Genomic DNA, 17,198 nt, shown 5'->3' on the forward strand with positions numbered 1-17,198 from the left:
TTTAATCCGCCGCGCTTTAAATTCAGACGCCGAAGTCCGTCCGCATCCCCTCTTTGCCTTTCGGCGTAAAATAGCAAACGATGTAGCAGAGCATTCGGTCTTTGCAGTCGTATTTGGCTTCGAGAGCCTCGATAATGCGCGCAAATTCCTGCGGCGGCTTGTCCGCAAAGGCGCCTCGCAGCTCCTCTGCGGCGATATGTTTTGGGCTAAGGAGCAGATACGCTGCGCCGCCGTCCTCATCCTCGCTGATGGCGCGTAAAATTTCACCGCTCGCGCGAACCCGCCAATGTTCCTTGCCGTCCCACTCGCGCAGGCTCAAAAACGCTGTGCCGCCGTCAGCGTCCAAAGCCTTCTCGTTTAAAATTTGAGCGCGTAAAGCGCCTTCATTTAAGTTCTCCTCGCTCGCGACCTCGATAAAAACGTCCGTGCCGAGCAGATAGCTGGTTCGCTCAAACTCGCTTTCGTACTCCCGGCCGTCAAATTTAGCGGCAAATTCGCGCACCCGCTCGTCCGCTTCGCAGCCGAACATCATCGCGTCGCTATCTGAAATTTTAACGATATAAGGCTCGTTCATAGGATTTTCCAAATTTTATTGCAGCTCGCATTTTCCGTAAACCCACTCGCGAGTTTCGTTTAGCTTAAACTCGCCGTCTTTTAGAAAATACTGCTTGCTGCTTTTGATCGCGTTTTCGCCCGTGGCTATGTAGTCGCCGATGAAGCCGCGATCCAGGACGTCCTGCGCTAAAATGCTCCGCTCAAAGACGTTTTGCGTCCTTTGCGTCTCGCGCCATTTGCCGCTCTCATCAGGCTCGCGCAGGGTGATCGAGATGTTATTGCCCGCCTCGTCGTAGTCGTAGATATACTCGTACTGCTTGCCGTCGGAGGCCCCGCGATTTTTTATCACATTGCCGCGCGCGTCGTAGCTAAACTCGTTTTCAAACACGACCTCCCATCGCTGCGATTCCTCGCACCAAAGCGCGGTTTGCTCGCGTAGCGGTCTGCGTTCCTCGGTCTCCTCGTGCACGTTTTTGTAGTACTCCCTCCACTCGTTTTTTGCGGCGTCCCAGCGCGATCTTAGCTCGCTAAAGCGCCTATACTTGGGCTCGATCTTGCGCAAGATCTTTTCATCGCGCTGCCATGTGTCGTCCTTCCATATAAAATTTATCTCGCTGCGCGTCCCGTCCGCGGCCGTAAAGACCGTGTGTTTTGTAAGCGGTACCCATTTACCGCGCCACGCGTAGCCTTCGGAGCCCGCGTAAGCGTCGCCGTTGTAGTGATATATCGATTTTTCGTACGGCACCCATTTTTTCGCTTTGGCGTTCCATTCATAGGTCGCTACGAAATTATTTCTGTCGTTTTCATCGACAATCCTTTTTGTAAGGTGCGTCGGCGTCCATCTGCCCTTTTTTAGCGTGAAATTTTGCAAAATTTCCGTTTTGCCCTCGCGCTTTTCGACGGCTTCTTCTCCGTCGTACGGCTTACCGTCCTTGCTTTGCAGGCTGAAATAAATTTTTGAGCCGTCCTTTGCGATCTCGTGCTTGCTCATCGCCGTTTCGCGAAATTTGTTTGTATTCGCGTCCCAGTCGTATTCGATATTTTCGATCTCGCGCTCGCCGCTTTCGTCAAATTTGCTAAAGCTTTTCGATACGGATGCCCCCTCTTCGCCGCTCTTTTTGTAGATTTTTTCTAGGCGGCGGGTTTTGGCGTCGTAGTTTTGGCTCACTTCATATTCGTAGCGCGGCACGGCGCCGCCCTCTGTTTTATAGCTCGTCTTTTGCAGACAAATTTTATCCGCCGCCGCGTGTTTTGCCGCCGCACCCGCCTCAGTCGCGCCCGCAGGCATCGCGAGAACTAATGTCGCCGCTAAAATTGCCGCCCGCGCTCGAAGCTTGTCTGCCGAAACCGCCGTCTGCGCCCTAAAAGCGCCCGCCGAAACAATCGCTCGCGCCTTTAAATTTAGCGCCGCAAAATCTGCCGCATCCTCGGGCGAAATTTTAAAAATACCTCTCATGACCGATCCTTTTATTATCTAAATTTTAATCCATGCTACGTCCGCTAAATTTAAACGCAAAGCTCGCGCAACACCGCGTCCGTAAAATTTAAACGCGACGCCGCACCTGCTAAATCTAACCGCGCAGCACTCGTAGATCGCGCAGGTAAAATTTAGTCGCGAAATTTTACCGACGCATCTTCAAACGCTACTTTATCTTTTTATATTTCCACGTCTTTTCCGTTATGAGCTCGGATTTGCCGTCTTTAAGCTTAAATTCCTTAAAGCTCGTTATCGCGTAGATACTAGGCATCTCAAACATCATCAGCGCGGCGCCGTGCCCCACGCTGTCTGATGGGATTTGGGTATCGTAAGTAGCCTCCGAGCGCCCGGTTTGCACCCATTTGCCGCTCGCGTCAAGCTTGTAGGTATCCATCGCCGTATTGCTGCCGCGCTCGTCGTAGCTATAGACGTATTTGCCGCTACTGGAATTTGATTCGTAGCTTTGCACGAGCGGGCGCTCGCCCGATTTATCGTAAATTTCGCCGTTTGAGTAGCTTTTGACCCAATCTTTAAGCTGCTCATCCCACAGATAAGAGGTCATATTAAGATCCGCGCCCTTCTTGATAGCGGTCTGTTTGCTCATATTATCCCACGCGCCCTTCTCGTCATTCCAGATGAAGCTCGTAACGACCTCCTCGCCCTTTGCGGCATCAAGCTCGTGCTTGCTCATCGTCGCGTTTTGCCACGCGCCGCCCTTAAAGGTGCTGCGGATCTGCTCGTAGCTGCCGTTTCGATCGCCGTTAAGCATCTCTCGCTCGCTGTTTTGCCACGCGCCGTTTACAAACTCGTAGGTTACGTATCCATTCATCTCTCCTAGGCCGTCGTAGAAAATTTCAGTCTTATCTTTGGGCTGCCAGCTCTTGCCGTCCCATTTGAAGCTTATCGTAAGCTCCTCCTTATCCCACGCGTTTTTTACGGATCTGTTCATACTCTCTTTATGCCATTTGCCCTTTGTGAGCTTATATCGCACATCTTCGGTCGCGTTGCCGTCGTAGCTGGAAACGGTTTTGCTCGCATTGCGCGTGCCGTCATCCGCTATCGAATTGCTCTCGCGCGTCGTGACGTTACCCTTTACGCTTTCCGTGTAGTCTTCTATTTTTTTCCACTTGCCGCTTTTAAGATCGAGGCCAAATACTTCAAATTTAACCATTCCTCCCTTTTCGTCAAAGTAGCTGATCTCTTTGTAGCTAGAGCCTAGGCCGTCCGAGGAGTTCGTATCTCTTACCTGCTCCAGCTTGCGCGCCGCCGCGTCGTAGCTTAGATGCGTGCTTTCTTCGCGCTGTCCGAGTGAGCTGTAGCTCATACTTTGCACCATATACTCATACTCCTTGGCAAACGCCGCCACACAGAGCAGCGCAAGTATCGTAGCGAGCTTTTTCATCCTCTCTCCTTGAAAAAATTTTGATAATTATATAATGTTCGTATATAAAAACGGATAAATTTCGCTGCGCGGCTAAATTTAAAAACTTCGATTTTTAGGCGGTAGCGGTGGAATTTTACGTCGCCAAACGGCTGGAATTTTAGCAATATTTGATCTGATTTTGTGTTAGTTGTCGATAGAATTTATGCGAAATAGAATTACGTGCGAGCTTCTGCTAAATTTTAAACAGATCTAGGCTGATTTATATCAAAGCTTCACTGCGTGCCGTTAGCGATAAAATTCTACGTCATAAAATTTTAAATTCACGCGCAGATCCGCTTGAGGAGATAAAAATGCAATACTAAATTTTTGGCAGCTCAAAATTTCAAATAATGCCGGTTTTTAAAGAGTGCCGCTGGTTAGGCGATACTAATCGCAGAAGCGCTTATCCGTGTTATTTGCTTTGCGCTTGACTAGGAAGTCCGCCTTTTTAGCGGGGTCTGCGAAAAACTCGTCCTGCCTAAGTAGCGCGGCGTCCATTTTGTCCTCGGCTGCCTTGAGCGCGGCGGCGCGATCTGCGAAGTGAGATGGAAATTTCTCATCAAATATCGCTTTATACGGGTGCGTCTTGACCCAGTCCCTGGCGCGTGCCGCCGCATCGCGCTGTTTAGCGAGATCGCAGAATGCGTATGGATTTACCACGTTGCCGACGAGCTGTAAAAACGCCGCGTTCGCGGACTCGGTCTCACGAAACATCTCGTCCTTGATGTCGATGACGCGAGCGAAGGTTAGGAATCGATTTTTGCCTGCGTAGAACCAAAACACCGCGTCGTCCTTAAGCCCCAGATCATAAGCGCGCGCTGCGACGGTCATCAGCGTAGTCGGAGCGACCATGTCCGGAGCGTCCTCTATGATTTTGATCGCCTTTTTTAGGCTCGCCACGTTGTTTTTCATCAGCAGATCGTCGATCGGCTCGTAAACGTGCACGTATTCGGGCTTGCCCTCCTTAGCCGAATAAAACGGCGAGACATAGATGTCGATCGAAGTGATTTTTTCCACCTTGTCCTCACTCTCGCCTTGGGCGCTCAAAGTCGCAGCCGCCGCCGCACACAGCAGCAGTGAGCGAAATTTTTTCATAACCTCTCCTTCGGTTAAATTTTGTAAATTTGCTTCGTAATTATACCCTGAAATTTAAGAGCGCGAGCTTGATTTTTAACGAATATATTTTTGCGGAATTTTAATTTTTGCGGCGGTTCTATTTTCTTTTGATCAGGCTTTAGCGCGATGCTTGAGCGGCTAAATTTAAGCGCCGTTAGTCGTAAAATTTAGCTCATAATTTAGATCGCATGAAATCGTTCAAAGTGCTTACTAAAATTTTAAAATTTCGCCCTTTTAAGCATCGTATGCTAGTCATTTATCGCTGAATGCGGCTATAGACTGGCCGTGGCGCGCCGTGCGGTATCGAACAAGAAAATTTGCCAGTCCGCGGTGAGCCATGAAATCAAAGGCATAAATGTTCGCGTGCTGGTTCTTGATCTGCGCGAAATAAAAGTCGCCGCTTTAATAGAGTAATATATCACAGTCGCCTAAATATTCATTGAGCAGCAATTGCAGACAAATACACACTCATACTCGTAGGACTTTTGATTCGCTTTGTAATAGACTGCACAAAAAACTTCTTATAATATGAATCTTATAAAAGTTTATTTGCCTCTATCGCTTTTGCTATAAAGCACATAGTAATTTGTAGAAATGCACAACTAATCGCTAGTAACTTAGTTAGTTATAATGCCACCTTCAATTCTTTTACTCTCTTTTCAGCATATTCTTTTAATATAAGCGATAATGCTATAAGATTTTTATGCTTAACATACCCTGGAGGTAGGGTATTGTCAAAGCAATTTTCGTATAATAACTTATCTAGCTCTTTTGTGTCTGCAATGGCTTGAAATGTTTTTTCTTTATGGTTTATTACTACTATTCGTCTTTTTGAGAATTTTATATAATCATTAATAAATTTTTTATCTCCGCTTAGGAAAAATCCAACACCAAAATCAGCTTTTTCGTTTTTAAACAGTTCAATATACTGAATCCCATAAAAACAAAATATATCCCAAGCTTTATTTTTGGCTTCCTGAAAAATTTTGTCTAAGTTCCACTGTCTTATATCAAAATTCATAAATTCTGTCATTTTGGAGTTATCCTTAAAATACTCATAAGCGAAATTTAATACTTCTAAAAAAATAGGTCCAGATTTTCTCATTATTTTTGAAAATTCTATAGTTTTCTCGCTATAGCTAATCCTTTTAAATGATATTACAAACATTAATAACACATAGGAATATATAAAAGTATGATTTGAATATTTAAATCCATTAAAATTTAACCAATACTCTTTTTTGCTTATATCCAAATACATAGGAGAACCATCCATATTACGGCAAAGCTTGCAATCCTCGTCTAGATAATTATGTGTAAAATAATAAATTCTGCGTCTTACTATATTATCAAGTAAAGACGTATCTTTAACATTTAAATTTTGAAATTTAAATAAAGCGCTTAGTTTGTTAAGTTTTATATTATATTTTTGTAATTCTTTTTCATATTCTAACGAATAAGTATGGTTTGAATTCATAAGATCTTCATCTATATAAGGCTGCGGATTTATATCTAAGTTATTTTCAAACACAAATTTTGCTATAGGGTTGCTGTCTATGCCTTTTGGAATAAAACTATTACTATTTTTATCTTTCTCAATAAAAAGCCCCAAGGAATTAGAGTCGATATTTATAGATATGTCAATATTTTTCTTGATTCTACTGAGATTTTTATCCAGCAATAGTATGTTTTTGTAGGCAGATAACGAGCTTTTAAAAGAAAATTTATCATATTTTAAATTTGTGATCTGCCTTAAAATATCTTGTTGTATAAACGTATCATCATTAGTTCCAATCATAAAAGTATAATTCTCAAATATTTGAGAATTATACGAGTATAACTTATAGATTTCTATTATATCTTGATTTTTTTGTAGATAAATAATATCTCTACAAAAGTTGGAAACTTCTTTATTCATCATCTATTTTGCCCTTTTTGTGTACTAAGTACTTGCATGTGTTTGGGTTCTATTGCTCCTATCAACATTATAGCATGTAATTCTTGCATGCCGATCTCGATCTTATCGTTGAACTCAAACTCACTATCGTAGATAAAACGCACCTAGCACTGATGGAGACTAGAGCGCTATCTACCTTTTTGAACTCTATATTACCGTAGTTTGCGTCTAAATCACCCGAATGTTCACGTAGAATGCACATACAAACACCATCTGATTATACTTTGCACGCTTTTGATCGTTAACTAGCGACAAAAACTATTTGTCGTAGTCGCTCTTGCAATCGCTCGTATCCTTGTATAAAACATATCTATCTACTAGCTGTTGCTCTAAAATCAATGGCGTAACTGTTCACACGCTTGTTCTTGATCTGCGCGAAATAAAGCCACCGAAGCGCCACCAAAGTTTTAGCGGCTAAATCCTGCACCGTCATCTCGCAATGGAATTAAATTTAGCAAATTCTATCACGACATAAACGCGACGTTGCTGCTCGTAATCTCGTAGCGAAATTAAATTTATCTGCAGCCTCTGACTTTACTGCCTTTAGCTGCGCTTTAAATTTTACTTTCAAAGCCCGTTTCTGCCGCGTCGCGGTAGAAATCGATCTGATCTTTTTTGATAATGCGGATGTAGTCGGTGCTGCCGGGATGCCCGCTTTGAAAGCCCGCCGTCATCACGTAGGTGCCGTCTTCCTCGATGAGCCCGCGCTGCAGAGCCTCGCTTATGATACGTGCGAGCAGCGAGTTGATGCTAGTTTTTTCCTTAACCATCGCTGGATTTACGCCCCACACGAGACTTAGCGCGTGCGCGGTCTGCTCGTCGTGTGCGATTGCGATGATGTCGATTTTGGCGCGGTTGCGTGCGAGTTTGATCGCTGAGCGCCCCGAGCCCGTGATCGAAAGTATCGCGCCTGCGCCCAGCCTTGCGGCAAGCGCTGCGGTGCTTGAGGTGATCATATCGGTCTCGTCGTAGAAATCGTAATCGTTAAATTTATCGTAAGGATAGATCTTTTCGGTCTCGCGGATCGTCTCGCTCATCGCGGCGACCACGGCTGCGGGGTTTTTGCCGATGGCGCTTTCCTCGCTTAGCATCACGGCGTCGGTGCCGTCGAGCACGGCGTTTGCGACGTCGCTGATCTCGGCTCTGGTGGCGCGCTCGTGCTCGGTCATGCTAAGCATCATCTGCGTGGCGGTGATGACGGGCTTTGAGCGGGCGTTGGCTAACGCTATGATGCGCTTTTGGATGCGCGGGATCTCATAAAACGGCATCTCGATGCCCAGATCTCCGCGCGCGACCATTATGCCGTCGCTTGCTTCGATGATCTGCTCGATGTTTTCTACAGCGTCGAATTTCTCGATCTTGGCGTAAATTTTAGCTTTTGAGCCCAGAGAGTTTAAAATTTCGCGCACGCGCAGGATGTCGTTTTGAGACTGCACGAAGGAGATGCCTACGAAATTTACGCCGTGCGCCGCGCCCCAGCGCAGATCTGCGAGGTCTTTTTGCGTGATAACGTCGATATTTAGGCGGGTATTTGGGAAGTTCACCCCCTTATTTGAGCTTAAAAAGCCGTCATTTTCGAGCACCGCTCGCACGCCTTGCTCGCTTACCGCGACTACCTTGGCGCGGATCGAGCCGTCGTAGAGGTAGATAAACTCGCCCGCCTTCATCAGCGGCAAAATTTCGGGGTGGTTGATACACAGCTCGTATTCGCCTGGGGCGGTCTTTTTGCCGATTATTTCGCGAGGAAGGAAGGTGATTTTATCGCCCGTTTTTAGTTTAAAATTTTCCTCGAGTTTGCCGACGCGGATCTTTGGACCGCTGATGTCCTGAAAGACGCCTATTCGTACGCCCAGGCTCTTTTCTACGGCGCGGATTTTGTTTAAATTTGCCTCGTGATACTCGTGCGTGCCGTGGCTGAAGTTCATCCTAAAGGCGTTGCAGCCCGCCTTTACCATCGCGCTCATCATCTCTTCACTGTCGCTTGCGGGCCCGATGGTCGCTAGGATTTTGGTTTTTTTAAGCATCTTTTCTCCTTTAAATTTAAAATTTATCGCCGCATTGGCGAAATTTTACGTGAAATTTTGAAATTTCTAAATTTTAAAATTCGCTAGGCGAAGGAATTTTAAAATTTTATGACGCAGGAGAATTTTAGAATTCTACGGCATGGCTAAATTTTAAAATTTCATAGCTTGCTGTGTGGGTTAAATTCTAAAAATTCGCGTTTGAATGAAATTCAAAAATCCCCAATATATGTGAAGCGCGAGCAAAATTCTAAAATCCTCGCCGAAGTAAAATTTTAAAATTCTTGCCCGAGCGAAATTTAAAAATTCCTCTTTATCGCATCATTTCCGCATCAAATTTTGCATCATCAAAGCTCACTCCCAAATATTCGCAGGCACTTTTTGCGTCGCGAAGTGCGTTGCCTAGGCAGCTCGTAGCGCCGGGGCTTGGGGTCATATTAAAGATAATCCCCGGATTTTCGCCTATTCTAGCTTCGCCTAAAAGCAGCTTTTTTTGCGAGTGTGAGATTACTTGCGGGCGCACGCCGCCAAAGCCCTTGGCATAATAAATATCCTCCTCGCGGATGCTAGGTATGATCTTGCGCGCATTTTTGATGAAAAGCTTTTTACCTAAAATCGGTATCTCAAAGCCTATATTGCGGATTAAGAAGTCCCTTACCTCGCTATCGCCAAAATTTTGCCAAATAACCTTGGCTACGTCCATGTCAAAATTTAATGACTGAAAAAATTCCGGCACCGAACGACAACCCTTGTAGCGCTCAAGCTTCGGCAGTGTAAGTGCGGTAGGGCCAAATCTCGTGCAGCCGTCTGCGAGTAAATCCGGATCGCCGTGAAGCGCGGCAAATGGAAGCTTTGGGTTTTGCACCATGTAAACCTTGCCGTTTAGAAGTTTTTGCTTGGTTAGATAGAAGCTGCCCGCGATGCAAATCGTGCTGAGATCCTGCCCAAGCCCCATTTTGTGCGCTAGCCACAGCGAATGAGCGCCCGCATCTACGACTACGAAATCAGCGCTTAGCGAGAGTCTATTTGCGGTGCGGATATAGAACTTATCGCCTACTTTAGTGATGTTTTGCACCTCGGTGTTGAGGTACAGATCGCAGGTTTTGCCATCCACGTTTTTAGCGTTTTGCACGAAGGAATTCGCCATCGCGCCGTAATCGATCGTCGTGTAAACTCCCGATTGCACGCCCATTGCTACGATATCCTCCGCTCTCTCCTCGCCGCGCCCGTCAAAAACTAGCTTGGGCTCGATTTTTTTGAGCTCTTCCTTGTCGAAAAGCTGCAAATACGGATAAAGCTCTTTAAATTTCTCAAAGCGCTCTTTAATTAGCCCTACCTCGCTTTCGCCCACGCCAAGAGCCATTTTCTGCCCTTGAAATAAAAATTTATTCTCATATCCGTGCTTTTGGCAATATTTCACGATCATATCCGCCTTGCGCTTGACTTCGATCGCTTTTTGCAGATCGTAGTTGGTCTCGATGTCGCCGCAATGAATCGTCTGGGAATTTGCACTGGCTTTAGAATTTAGCGTCGCAAGCCCTTCGTATTTTTCAAGTAGAGCGATATTTTTGATTCCGCTAAATTCTGCCAGCACGTACGCTAGCGCGCTGCCCGTGATACCGCCGCCTATGATGATTACTTCGTAATGTTTTTCTTGCATGCCCTTTCCTTATCGAATTTGGCTGCAATTGTGCGAAAATTTCGCTTAAAAGCTAGTTATAAAAGCGTGAATTTAGATGATTTTATATAAAATTCGCACCATTTCATTTTGGGAGTAGTATATGAAAAAATCGATTCTTGTCGGATTAAGTTTGATTATAGCCACGTCGCTGTGGGGCGCGGATAAGAAAGTTTATCACCTTAAGCTAGCTCAGACTTACGAGCTTAGTATGCCTATCGTAGGCGATGTCGCCAAGCGTATGGCGGATCTTGCAGATAGTATGTCTGATGGCAGGCTGAAAATCAGCATCGACGCGCCTAGCAAGCATAAAGCGCCTTTTGCGATCTATGATATGGTCAAAAACGGACAATACGATTTAGGCTATACTGCGAGCTACTATTATAAAGGTAAAAATAGCGCAAATATGCTGTTTACGACGGTGCCTTTTGGTATGACGAAAGACGAACAGCACGCTTGGTATTACTTCGGCGGAGGCAAGGAGCTAGCGGATAAATTCTATGCTAAAAGCAATCTAAAGGTCTTTAATATTCTAAATAGCGGTATGCAGATGGGCGGTTGGTTTAAAAAAGAGATTAATACGCTAGACGATTTAAAAGGGCTTAAATTTAGAATTCCAAGCTTTGGCGGGGAGGTCATGAGCCGCCTTGGCGTCGCAGTCGCTACGATACCGGTAGGTGAGCTATATATGGCACTAGAGATGGGCACCATCGATGCGGTCGAGTGGGCAAGTCCTAGCTTTGATATACCTCTAGGCTTTCACAAGGTCGCAAATTACTATTATACGGGATGGCAAGAACCCGCTAGCGAGCAGCAGATAGTGATAAATCTACAAACTTGGCAGAAGCTTCCTAAGGATTTGCAAAATATCCTGGAAGCCTCTATCGCAAAGGCGCGCGAATACGCAGAAAACGAGACGTTTTATAAAAACGTAATAATTTGGGACGAGATCAAAAAGAAATATCCAAACGTTCAGATTCGCTCGTTTTCGCCTGAAATTATGCGTGCGCTTCGCAAGGCGACGGATGAAATTTTAGCCGAAGAAAGCGAGAAAAATCCCGATTTCAAAGAGATTTGGGAGAGCCAAAAGGCGTTTTTAGCTAAAGCTAGAACGTGGACGAAGATGGGCGATTTTACATATATTGAAAAAACGGGCGACGTTGAAGCCGAGCAGAATTTCACCGCTTCGGTGAAAAAAATCTCTGTTCCTGAGCCCGTAAATAGCGCAGCCAGCGAGATAAATGCAAGCACTGCTGCGCCAAAAAACGAGGATAATCAGACGAAATAGTGCTTCATTTTTTAGCTGCGTTTTTATGCCGCGCGGCTAAACTAAGCGCCAGATAAAGGTGTATGCGGCTTAAATTTGATCGGCAATTTAGACGAGGCGTGGGTGATTAAAATGCAGGCGATTTACTTATTTGCAGCTGTGTAGTTCGGCAATATCGTTAAAATTTTAATTTACGAAAGCAGCGATAAAATTTTATCGCTGCTTTAGCATTTAAGTTAAGGCGTGCAATTTGCATCATTGCTTTTAAAGTCCAATTTAAAAGCCGCTCGGTCGCCGCCGCACAAGGCTAGAATTTTATCAAGCTCCAAGCCTCCTATCTTTTTGCTTTATTCCTTATACCTTTTGCGTTATTTAAGCTTGATATTCCGCCGTGCTTGCTTGCGGGCGACATTGAGCGAGAGAGAATTAATCTTGCTTTTTCATTTCGCGTAGTTAGCAGAGGAGCTTTGGCGAAGCGTGCCAATCTGAGATTTTATTAGTAGCTTTCATAAATTCCGCATTTTAAAATTTTAATGTTTCTGTCTTGCCGATACCGCTTTTAAATGAAATTTGCTTTGGGTTTTCTTGCTGTATAAAGCAGTGAACTTCAAATAAAATGGCAAAATTTTAAAATCTACACGCTTAAATATCACAAGTAAGGAGAATTTAAAATTTTTTCCTTCGGAGATCAAGTACAAAGCGCGTTAGAAAAAATTTTATAGATCAAATTTCATTTTAAGCGATTGCAAATTTAAAAGCTTGCATGTAAATTTTTTTAAAGCCTGCTCTAGTTAGAATTTATCACTAAACTAGACGGGCTTAGCCCTGGGATTTCACCGCGTCAATTTTAAAATTTTGCGCGAGTTGCGCTTAAAATTTTAAAATTCAATTCTACCTGCAAAAACTCTTAAATTTCATGGCTTAGAATTTTGATGCAGAATTTTGCCGCAACGCTATTTTTTGGGATGCGATAAAACTACACGGCATGCAAAGCCGCGTAGAATATTGAGCTAGGCTCGCTGTTGCAAGCCTAGCGAATGTCGCAAGCTAAAAAGGCGCTATTGCAAAGCGTAAAATTTTATTTCAAAGCCTTAAAAAGCTCCACGCCGTCAAGCTGCTCCCACGGGTACTCGTCGTTTCCGACCTGTCCGCGTGCGGCGACGTCGGCGTAGAGAAAGCTTCCTTTGCCAGGGCGATCAAGACCGAATTTATCGATGATCCAGCGCGGCGTGAGCGGGAATTTTTCAAGCACGAAAGCAGATAGCTCATCGTCGCTCGCTGCGCCTAAATTTGTCCCCATACAATCGACGCTGACGCTGACGGGCTTTGCCACGCCGATTGCGTAGCTGAGCTGGACGATGCATTTTTTCGCAAGCCCCGCCGCGACGATATTTTTGGCGATATAGCGCGCCGCATAAAGACCGCTGCGATCGACCTTGGTGTAGTCTTTGCTGCTTTGAGCGCCGCCGCCGATCGGGCTGTAGCCGCCGAAGCTATCTACGATCAGTTTGCGCCCCGTTAGGCCGCTGTCGTGAAGTGAGCTATGATTTACGTAGCGACCGGTCGGGTTGATGTAGATGATCGTTTTGCTTTTGTCATAAAGCCCCTTCGGAAGCCCCGCCGAATCGATCAAATTTCCGATCAGATCTCGGACGCGCTCGATGCTCATACTCTCGACGCATGGCGCGGAAACCACGATCGTATGGATGCTTTGCGGCTTGCACTCCTCAAAATTTGCCTTCGTGCCGTAATCGACGCTAACCTGCGTCTTAATATCGACGCCAAGCTCGTTAGGATGGGATTTTGCGTAGGCATAAACGTGATCGCAAAGCGCTCTTGCGTAGGTAATCGCCGCCGGCATAAAATTTTTCGTTTCGCAGCTTGCGAAGCCGAACATTATGCCCTGATCTCCCGCTCCGATCTCGCCGCCCTCTTGATCGACGCCTTGGTTGATGTCGGGGCTTTGCTGGTTTAAAAATACGTCCACTTGCAGATCCTGTGGGTGCAAGCACTGTGCGCGCGTGAAGTAGGGGTTGTCGTTGTAGCCGATCTCGCCAAGCGCACCCTTTACGATGTGGCGATAATCGTCGTGGGTAAAATCGATCTTGGCGTTTACTTCGCCGCCGATTACTACGTGTTTGCCCGCGATGAAAACTTCCGCCGCGACGCGTCCGTTGGGATCTTGTTTTAAAATTTCATCCACGATGCTATCTGCGATGATATCGGCGCATTTATCCGGATGACCGGGGCTTACGACCTCGCTGGTAAATAGATACATATCTGCTCCTAATTAAAATTTCGGGGCATTTTATCTAACGAGGTTTTAAGATTGACTAAAAATTACGAAATTCCGCTCAAATTTAAATGTGCTTAAATAAAATTTCGATATATTTCAAACGACACTTTATTGAAAGGTAAGAAATGAGTTCAATGCAAAAATTGGTAGCCAGCTACAAAGATAAAAATCTGGTGCTGCGTATAGTTACCGGCTTGATAATAGGCGCTATTTTGGGCTTTGCCGCACGTTCGGCGGCGGGCGATATTGCGGCAGAGCACACTTCGTTTTTAATAAACGTAGTAGCTTTTGCGGAAATTTTAGGAAATTTATTCGTAGGTGCCCTTAAAGCGGTAGCTCCGATTTTAGTTTTTATCTTGATCTTAAGCTCGATCGTAAATAAACAATACGGCAGTGCAAGCGGCTTAAAACGCGTGGTTGTTCTATATATCGTAGGCACCTTTTTAGCCTCGTGCGTGGGGGTTGCGGCCAGCTTTTTATTCCCTACGGAGCTTGCACTTAGTAATGTCGGTGCGGCAGAAAATGCGGTCCCTGCGAGCGTTTGGATCGTGCTAAAAGATCTGCTTTTTAAGGTCGTAGATAATCCGCTAAACGCTATCGCGCACGGAAACTATGTAGGAATTTTAACCTGGGCGATAGGTCTTGGCGTCGCGCTTAAATTTTGCACTAATGAAACAAAGAAAATTTTTACCGATCTGAGCGAAGCGGTAACCAAGATCGTGCAGTTCGTAATCCAGCTCGCGCCGTTTGGAATTTTCGGCCTAGTAGCTTCTACTGTGTATCAAACCGGCGTCGATGCGCTGCTTGGATACGTACGAATCGTAGTCGTGCTAGTAGGCGCGATGGCGTTCGTAGCCCTCGTGGTAAATCCGCTCATCGTCTTTGCGGTGATTAAGAAAAATCCATATCCGCTCGTATTTACCTGCCTGCGCGAAAGCGGCCTCACGGCGTTTTTTACCCGCAGCTCGGCTGCGAATATCCCCGTAAATTTAAATTTATGCAAAAAGCTCGGCATCAGCGACGAGCTAAGCTCGATCTCGATCCCTTTGGGAGCTACGATAAATATGGCGGGCGCTGCGGTGGTAATCGCGATCTTAGCGCTTGCCGCGGCTCATACGCTCGGCGTGCGCCCCGATTTTTGGACGGCGCTGCTGCTTTGCGTGGTCTCGGCGGTCGGTGCGTGCGGCGCTAGCGGCGTGCCAGGCGGCTCATTGATGCTGATACCGCTTGCGTGCTCGCTCTTTAATATCTCAAACGACATCGCAATGCAGGTCGTCGCGATCGGCTTTATCATCGGCGTAATTCAAGACTCGGTAGAAACCGCGATCAATAGCTCCACCGACGTGATTTTTACGGCGATCGCGTCGCAAAGTATGCAAAAATAACTCACCTTAAAATTTTACCGAGAATTCCGTCCGTGCGGCGGATTTTGCGGTTTTTAAAATTTTACTTATTCTTTTTTGATAAAATTATCCAAAAATTTTAAAAGGAAAATGATGAATTGGAATTTAGGTGAGCTGTTTGCAAACGAAGCGGAATTTAGCGCCGCGATAGATAGCGCGGCTGCGCAGGCTCGGGATTTTGAGCTTAAATTTAAAGACGGGTTGCACGCACTTAGCGCGGAGGAATTTTTAGGTGCGCTTGAACTTTATGAAAGCATCAGCGAGCAGATCGGAAAGATAATGAGCTTTGCGCATCTAAGATTCGCGCAAGATACGAGCCTTGGGGCGCAGCAGGCCAAGACGGAGCAGGCTTGCAACGACATTTCGCAGAGCCTGCTATTTTTCGAGCTCGAGTTTAACGAACTTGACGGCGCAAAACAGGACGAGTTTATCGCAGGGGGCGGGAGATTCAGATATTATTTGAGTCTACTTAAGCGGCGCAAGGCCCACCAGCTAAGCTTGCCGCAAGAAAGCGTGCTTTTAAAAACTTCGCCCGTAAGCGGCGAGGCGTTTTCGCGGCTTTTTGACGAAAGTATGGCGCGGATGAGCTTTGATTTTCGCGGGCGCAAGCTCGGCGAGGAGGAAATTTTAAGTCTGCTTCATAGCCCTGATCGCGAGGTACGAAAGGACGCCGCAGCCTCGCTAAGCGCGGTGCTGCAGCAGAACTCCCACCTGCTTGGTTACATCTACAATATGATCAAAACCGATCTTAAAATTCGCTGCGAGCTGCGCGGCTACGATAAAGCCGAGGCGGTGATGCACGAGGAAAATCAGATAAACATCGCAAGCGTCGATGCGCTGATCGCAGAGACGGAGCGAAGCTTCGCTCTAGTCGGTAAATTTTACGCTAAAAAGCGCGAAATTTTAGGCTACGACGCGCTGTATGATTACGACAGATACGCGCCGCTCGGGGGCGATGAGAGCGAGTTTAGCTTCGAGCAGGCTAAGCAGATCGTGCTTGCGGCGTTTGAAAAATTTAGCCCGAAATTTAAGCAGATCGCGCTGATCGCGTTTGAGCGAAACTGGATCGACGCGATGCCTGCGCAAAATAAGCAAAGCGGCGCGTTTTCGCATTCCGGCTCGCGCGACACGCACCCCTTTGTGCTTTTAAATTTTACCCGCAAGCGCCGCGACGTATTTACCCTCGCGCACGAGCTGGGGCACGCGATACATCAGTATCTAAGCTACGGCGTGGGCTATTTTAACTCCTTCACGCCGCTAACGACGGCTGAGACTGCGTCGGTTTTCTGCGAGATGCTGGTGTTTGATTATATGCGCGAAAATTTTTCAAATTTAAACGGCTTGCTAAATTTTAAAAGCGCCGCCTCGGACGGCTCGCAAAATTTTAAACGCGACGTTTCGCAAGAGGCTCAGAGCGGTGAAATTCCAAACGAGCGCGCTGCAGAACGCGACGCTTTGCAAAGCTCTGCGGGTTCGTGCGAATACGCAGAGCGCGATACGGATACGCCCTCGCAGACTGCAAGCGATAAGGCCGCGCTAAGGGCGATGCTTGCGGCAAAGATCGAAGATATCTTCGCTACGCTTTACCGCCAGATCGGATTTACGACCTTTGAGCGGCGCGTGCATGCAAGCGCGGATGAGCTAAGCGTAGACCGTATTAATGAGCTTTGGATGGAGGAGTCGCGCAAGATGTTTGCGGGCGAGCTAATTTTGCAGGATCATTACAAAAGCTGGTGGAGCTACATCCCGCACTTCATCCACTCGCCGTTTTACTGCTACTCCTACGCCTACGCGCAGCTTTTGGTACTCGCGCTTTACGGGCTGTATAAGAGCGGCAGGCTCGAAAATTTCGTTCAAATTTACACCGAGTTTTTAAGCTCGGGCGGTAGCGACGAGCCGCAAAAGCTAGTGGCGAAATTCGGCTTTGATATCAATAAAAGCGAGTTTTGGCGCATCGGCATAGAGCAGGTCGCGGCGCTTGTAGATGAGTTTGTGAGGGGTTAGG

The 17,198-nt window shown here is 46.3% G+C and carries 11 protein-coding genes; 3 read left to right on the forward strand and 8 right to left on the reverse strand.

The window, feature by feature from the left end:
• Nucleotides 1–22: 22 nt before the first annotated feature.
• The 7 genes from Q0369_RS07490 to Q0369_RS07520 form a co-directional block, all read right to left on the reverse strand.
• Nucleotides 23–574: a hypothetical protein gene (locus tag Q0369_RS07490; protein ID WP_298098117.1), complete on the reverse strand. Its 552-nt coding sequence runs from the start codon at nucleotides 572–574 to the stop codon at nucleotides 23–25.
• 15 nt (nucleotides 575–589) lie between these two features.
• A complete protein-coding gene (locus Q0369_RS07495) occupies nucleotides 590–2,011 on the reverse strand; it encodes a hypothetical protein (RefSeq protein WP_298098120.1) in 1,422 nt (473 codons plus the stop codon).
• Nucleotides 2,012–2,198: 187 nt separating this feature from the next.
• On the reverse strand, nucleotides 2,199–3,434 hold the full coding sequence (locus Q0369_RS07500; RefSeq protein WP_298098125.1) for a hypothetical protein: 1,236 nt from the start codon (nucleotides 3,432–3,434) through the stop codon (nucleotides 2,199–2,201).
• A 408-nt stretch (nucleotides 3,435–3,842) separates the two neighbouring features.
• Entirely contained in the window at nucleotides 3,843–4,550 is a 708-nt protein-coding gene (locus Q0369_RS07505) for a cytochrome-c oxidase (protein ID WP_298098128.1), read from the reverse strand.
• 646 nt (nucleotides 4,551–5,196) lie between these two features.
• Complete coding sequence (locus Q0369_RS07510) at nucleotides 5,197–6,492, reverse strand: hypothetical protein (RefSeq protein ID WP_298098131.1); 1,296 nt, start codon at nucleotides 6,490–6,492, stop codon at nucleotides 5,197–5,199.
• 590 nt (nucleotides 6,493–7,082) lie between these two features.
• Nucleotides 7,083–8,552 (reverse strand): pyruvate kinase, encoded by a 1,470-nt coding sequence (pyk, locus tag Q0369_RS07515; RefSeq protein WP_298098134.1) that lies wholly within the window; start codon nucleotides 8,550–8,552, stop codon nucleotides 7,083–7,085.
• Between the two features lie 310 nt (nucleotides 8,553–8,862).
• Entirely contained in the window at nucleotides 8,863–10,209 is a 1,347-nt protein-coding gene (locus tag Q0369_RS07520; protein WP_298098139.1) for an FAD-dependent oxidoreductase, read from the reverse strand.
• 121 nt (nucleotides 10,210–10,330) lie between these two features.
• Between Q0369_RS07520 and Q0369_RS07525 the strand changes: the two genes are divergently transcribed.
• Nucleotides 10,331–11,515 (forward strand): TRAP transporter substrate-binding protein, encoded by a 1,185-nt coding sequence (locus Q0369_RS07525; protein ID WP_297944883.1) that lies wholly within the window; start codon nucleotides 10,331–10,333, stop codon nucleotides 11,513–11,515.
• A gap of 1,057 nt (nucleotides 11,516–12,572) precedes the next feature.
• Here the strand turns inward: Q0369_RS07525 and metK are convergent.
• The gene (metK, locus tag Q0369_RS07530) at nucleotides 12,573–13,772 is read right to left on the reverse strand and encodes a methionine adenosyltransferase (RefSeq protein WP_298098144.1); all 1,200 of its coding nucleotides are present in this window, start codon (nucleotides 13,770–13,772) and stop codon (nucleotides 12,573–12,575) included.
• A gap of 143 nt (nucleotides 13,773–13,915) precedes the next feature.
• Here metK and sstT point away from each other — a divergent pair, with 143 nt between their 5' ends.
• The gene (gene sstT / locus Q0369_RS07535; protein WP_298098147.1) at nucleotides 13,916–15,175 is read left to right on the forward strand and encodes a serine/threonine transporter SstT; all 1,260 of its coding nucleotides are present in this window, start codon (nucleotides 13,916–13,918) and stop codon (nucleotides 15,173–15,175) included.
• Nucleotides 15,176–15,286: 111 nt separating this feature from the next.
• A complete protein-coding gene (locus Q0369_RS07540) occupies nucleotides 15,287–17,197 on the forward strand; it encodes a M3 family oligoendopeptidase (protein WP_298098150.1) in 1,911 nt (636 codons plus the stop codon).
• The last annotated feature ends 1 nt before the right edge of the window (nucleotide 17,198 follow it).

The organism is uncultured Campylobacter sp., assembly GCF_938030685.1.
Lineage (GTDB): Bacteria > Campylobacterota > Campylobacteria > Campylobacterales > Campylobacteraceae > Campylobacter_B.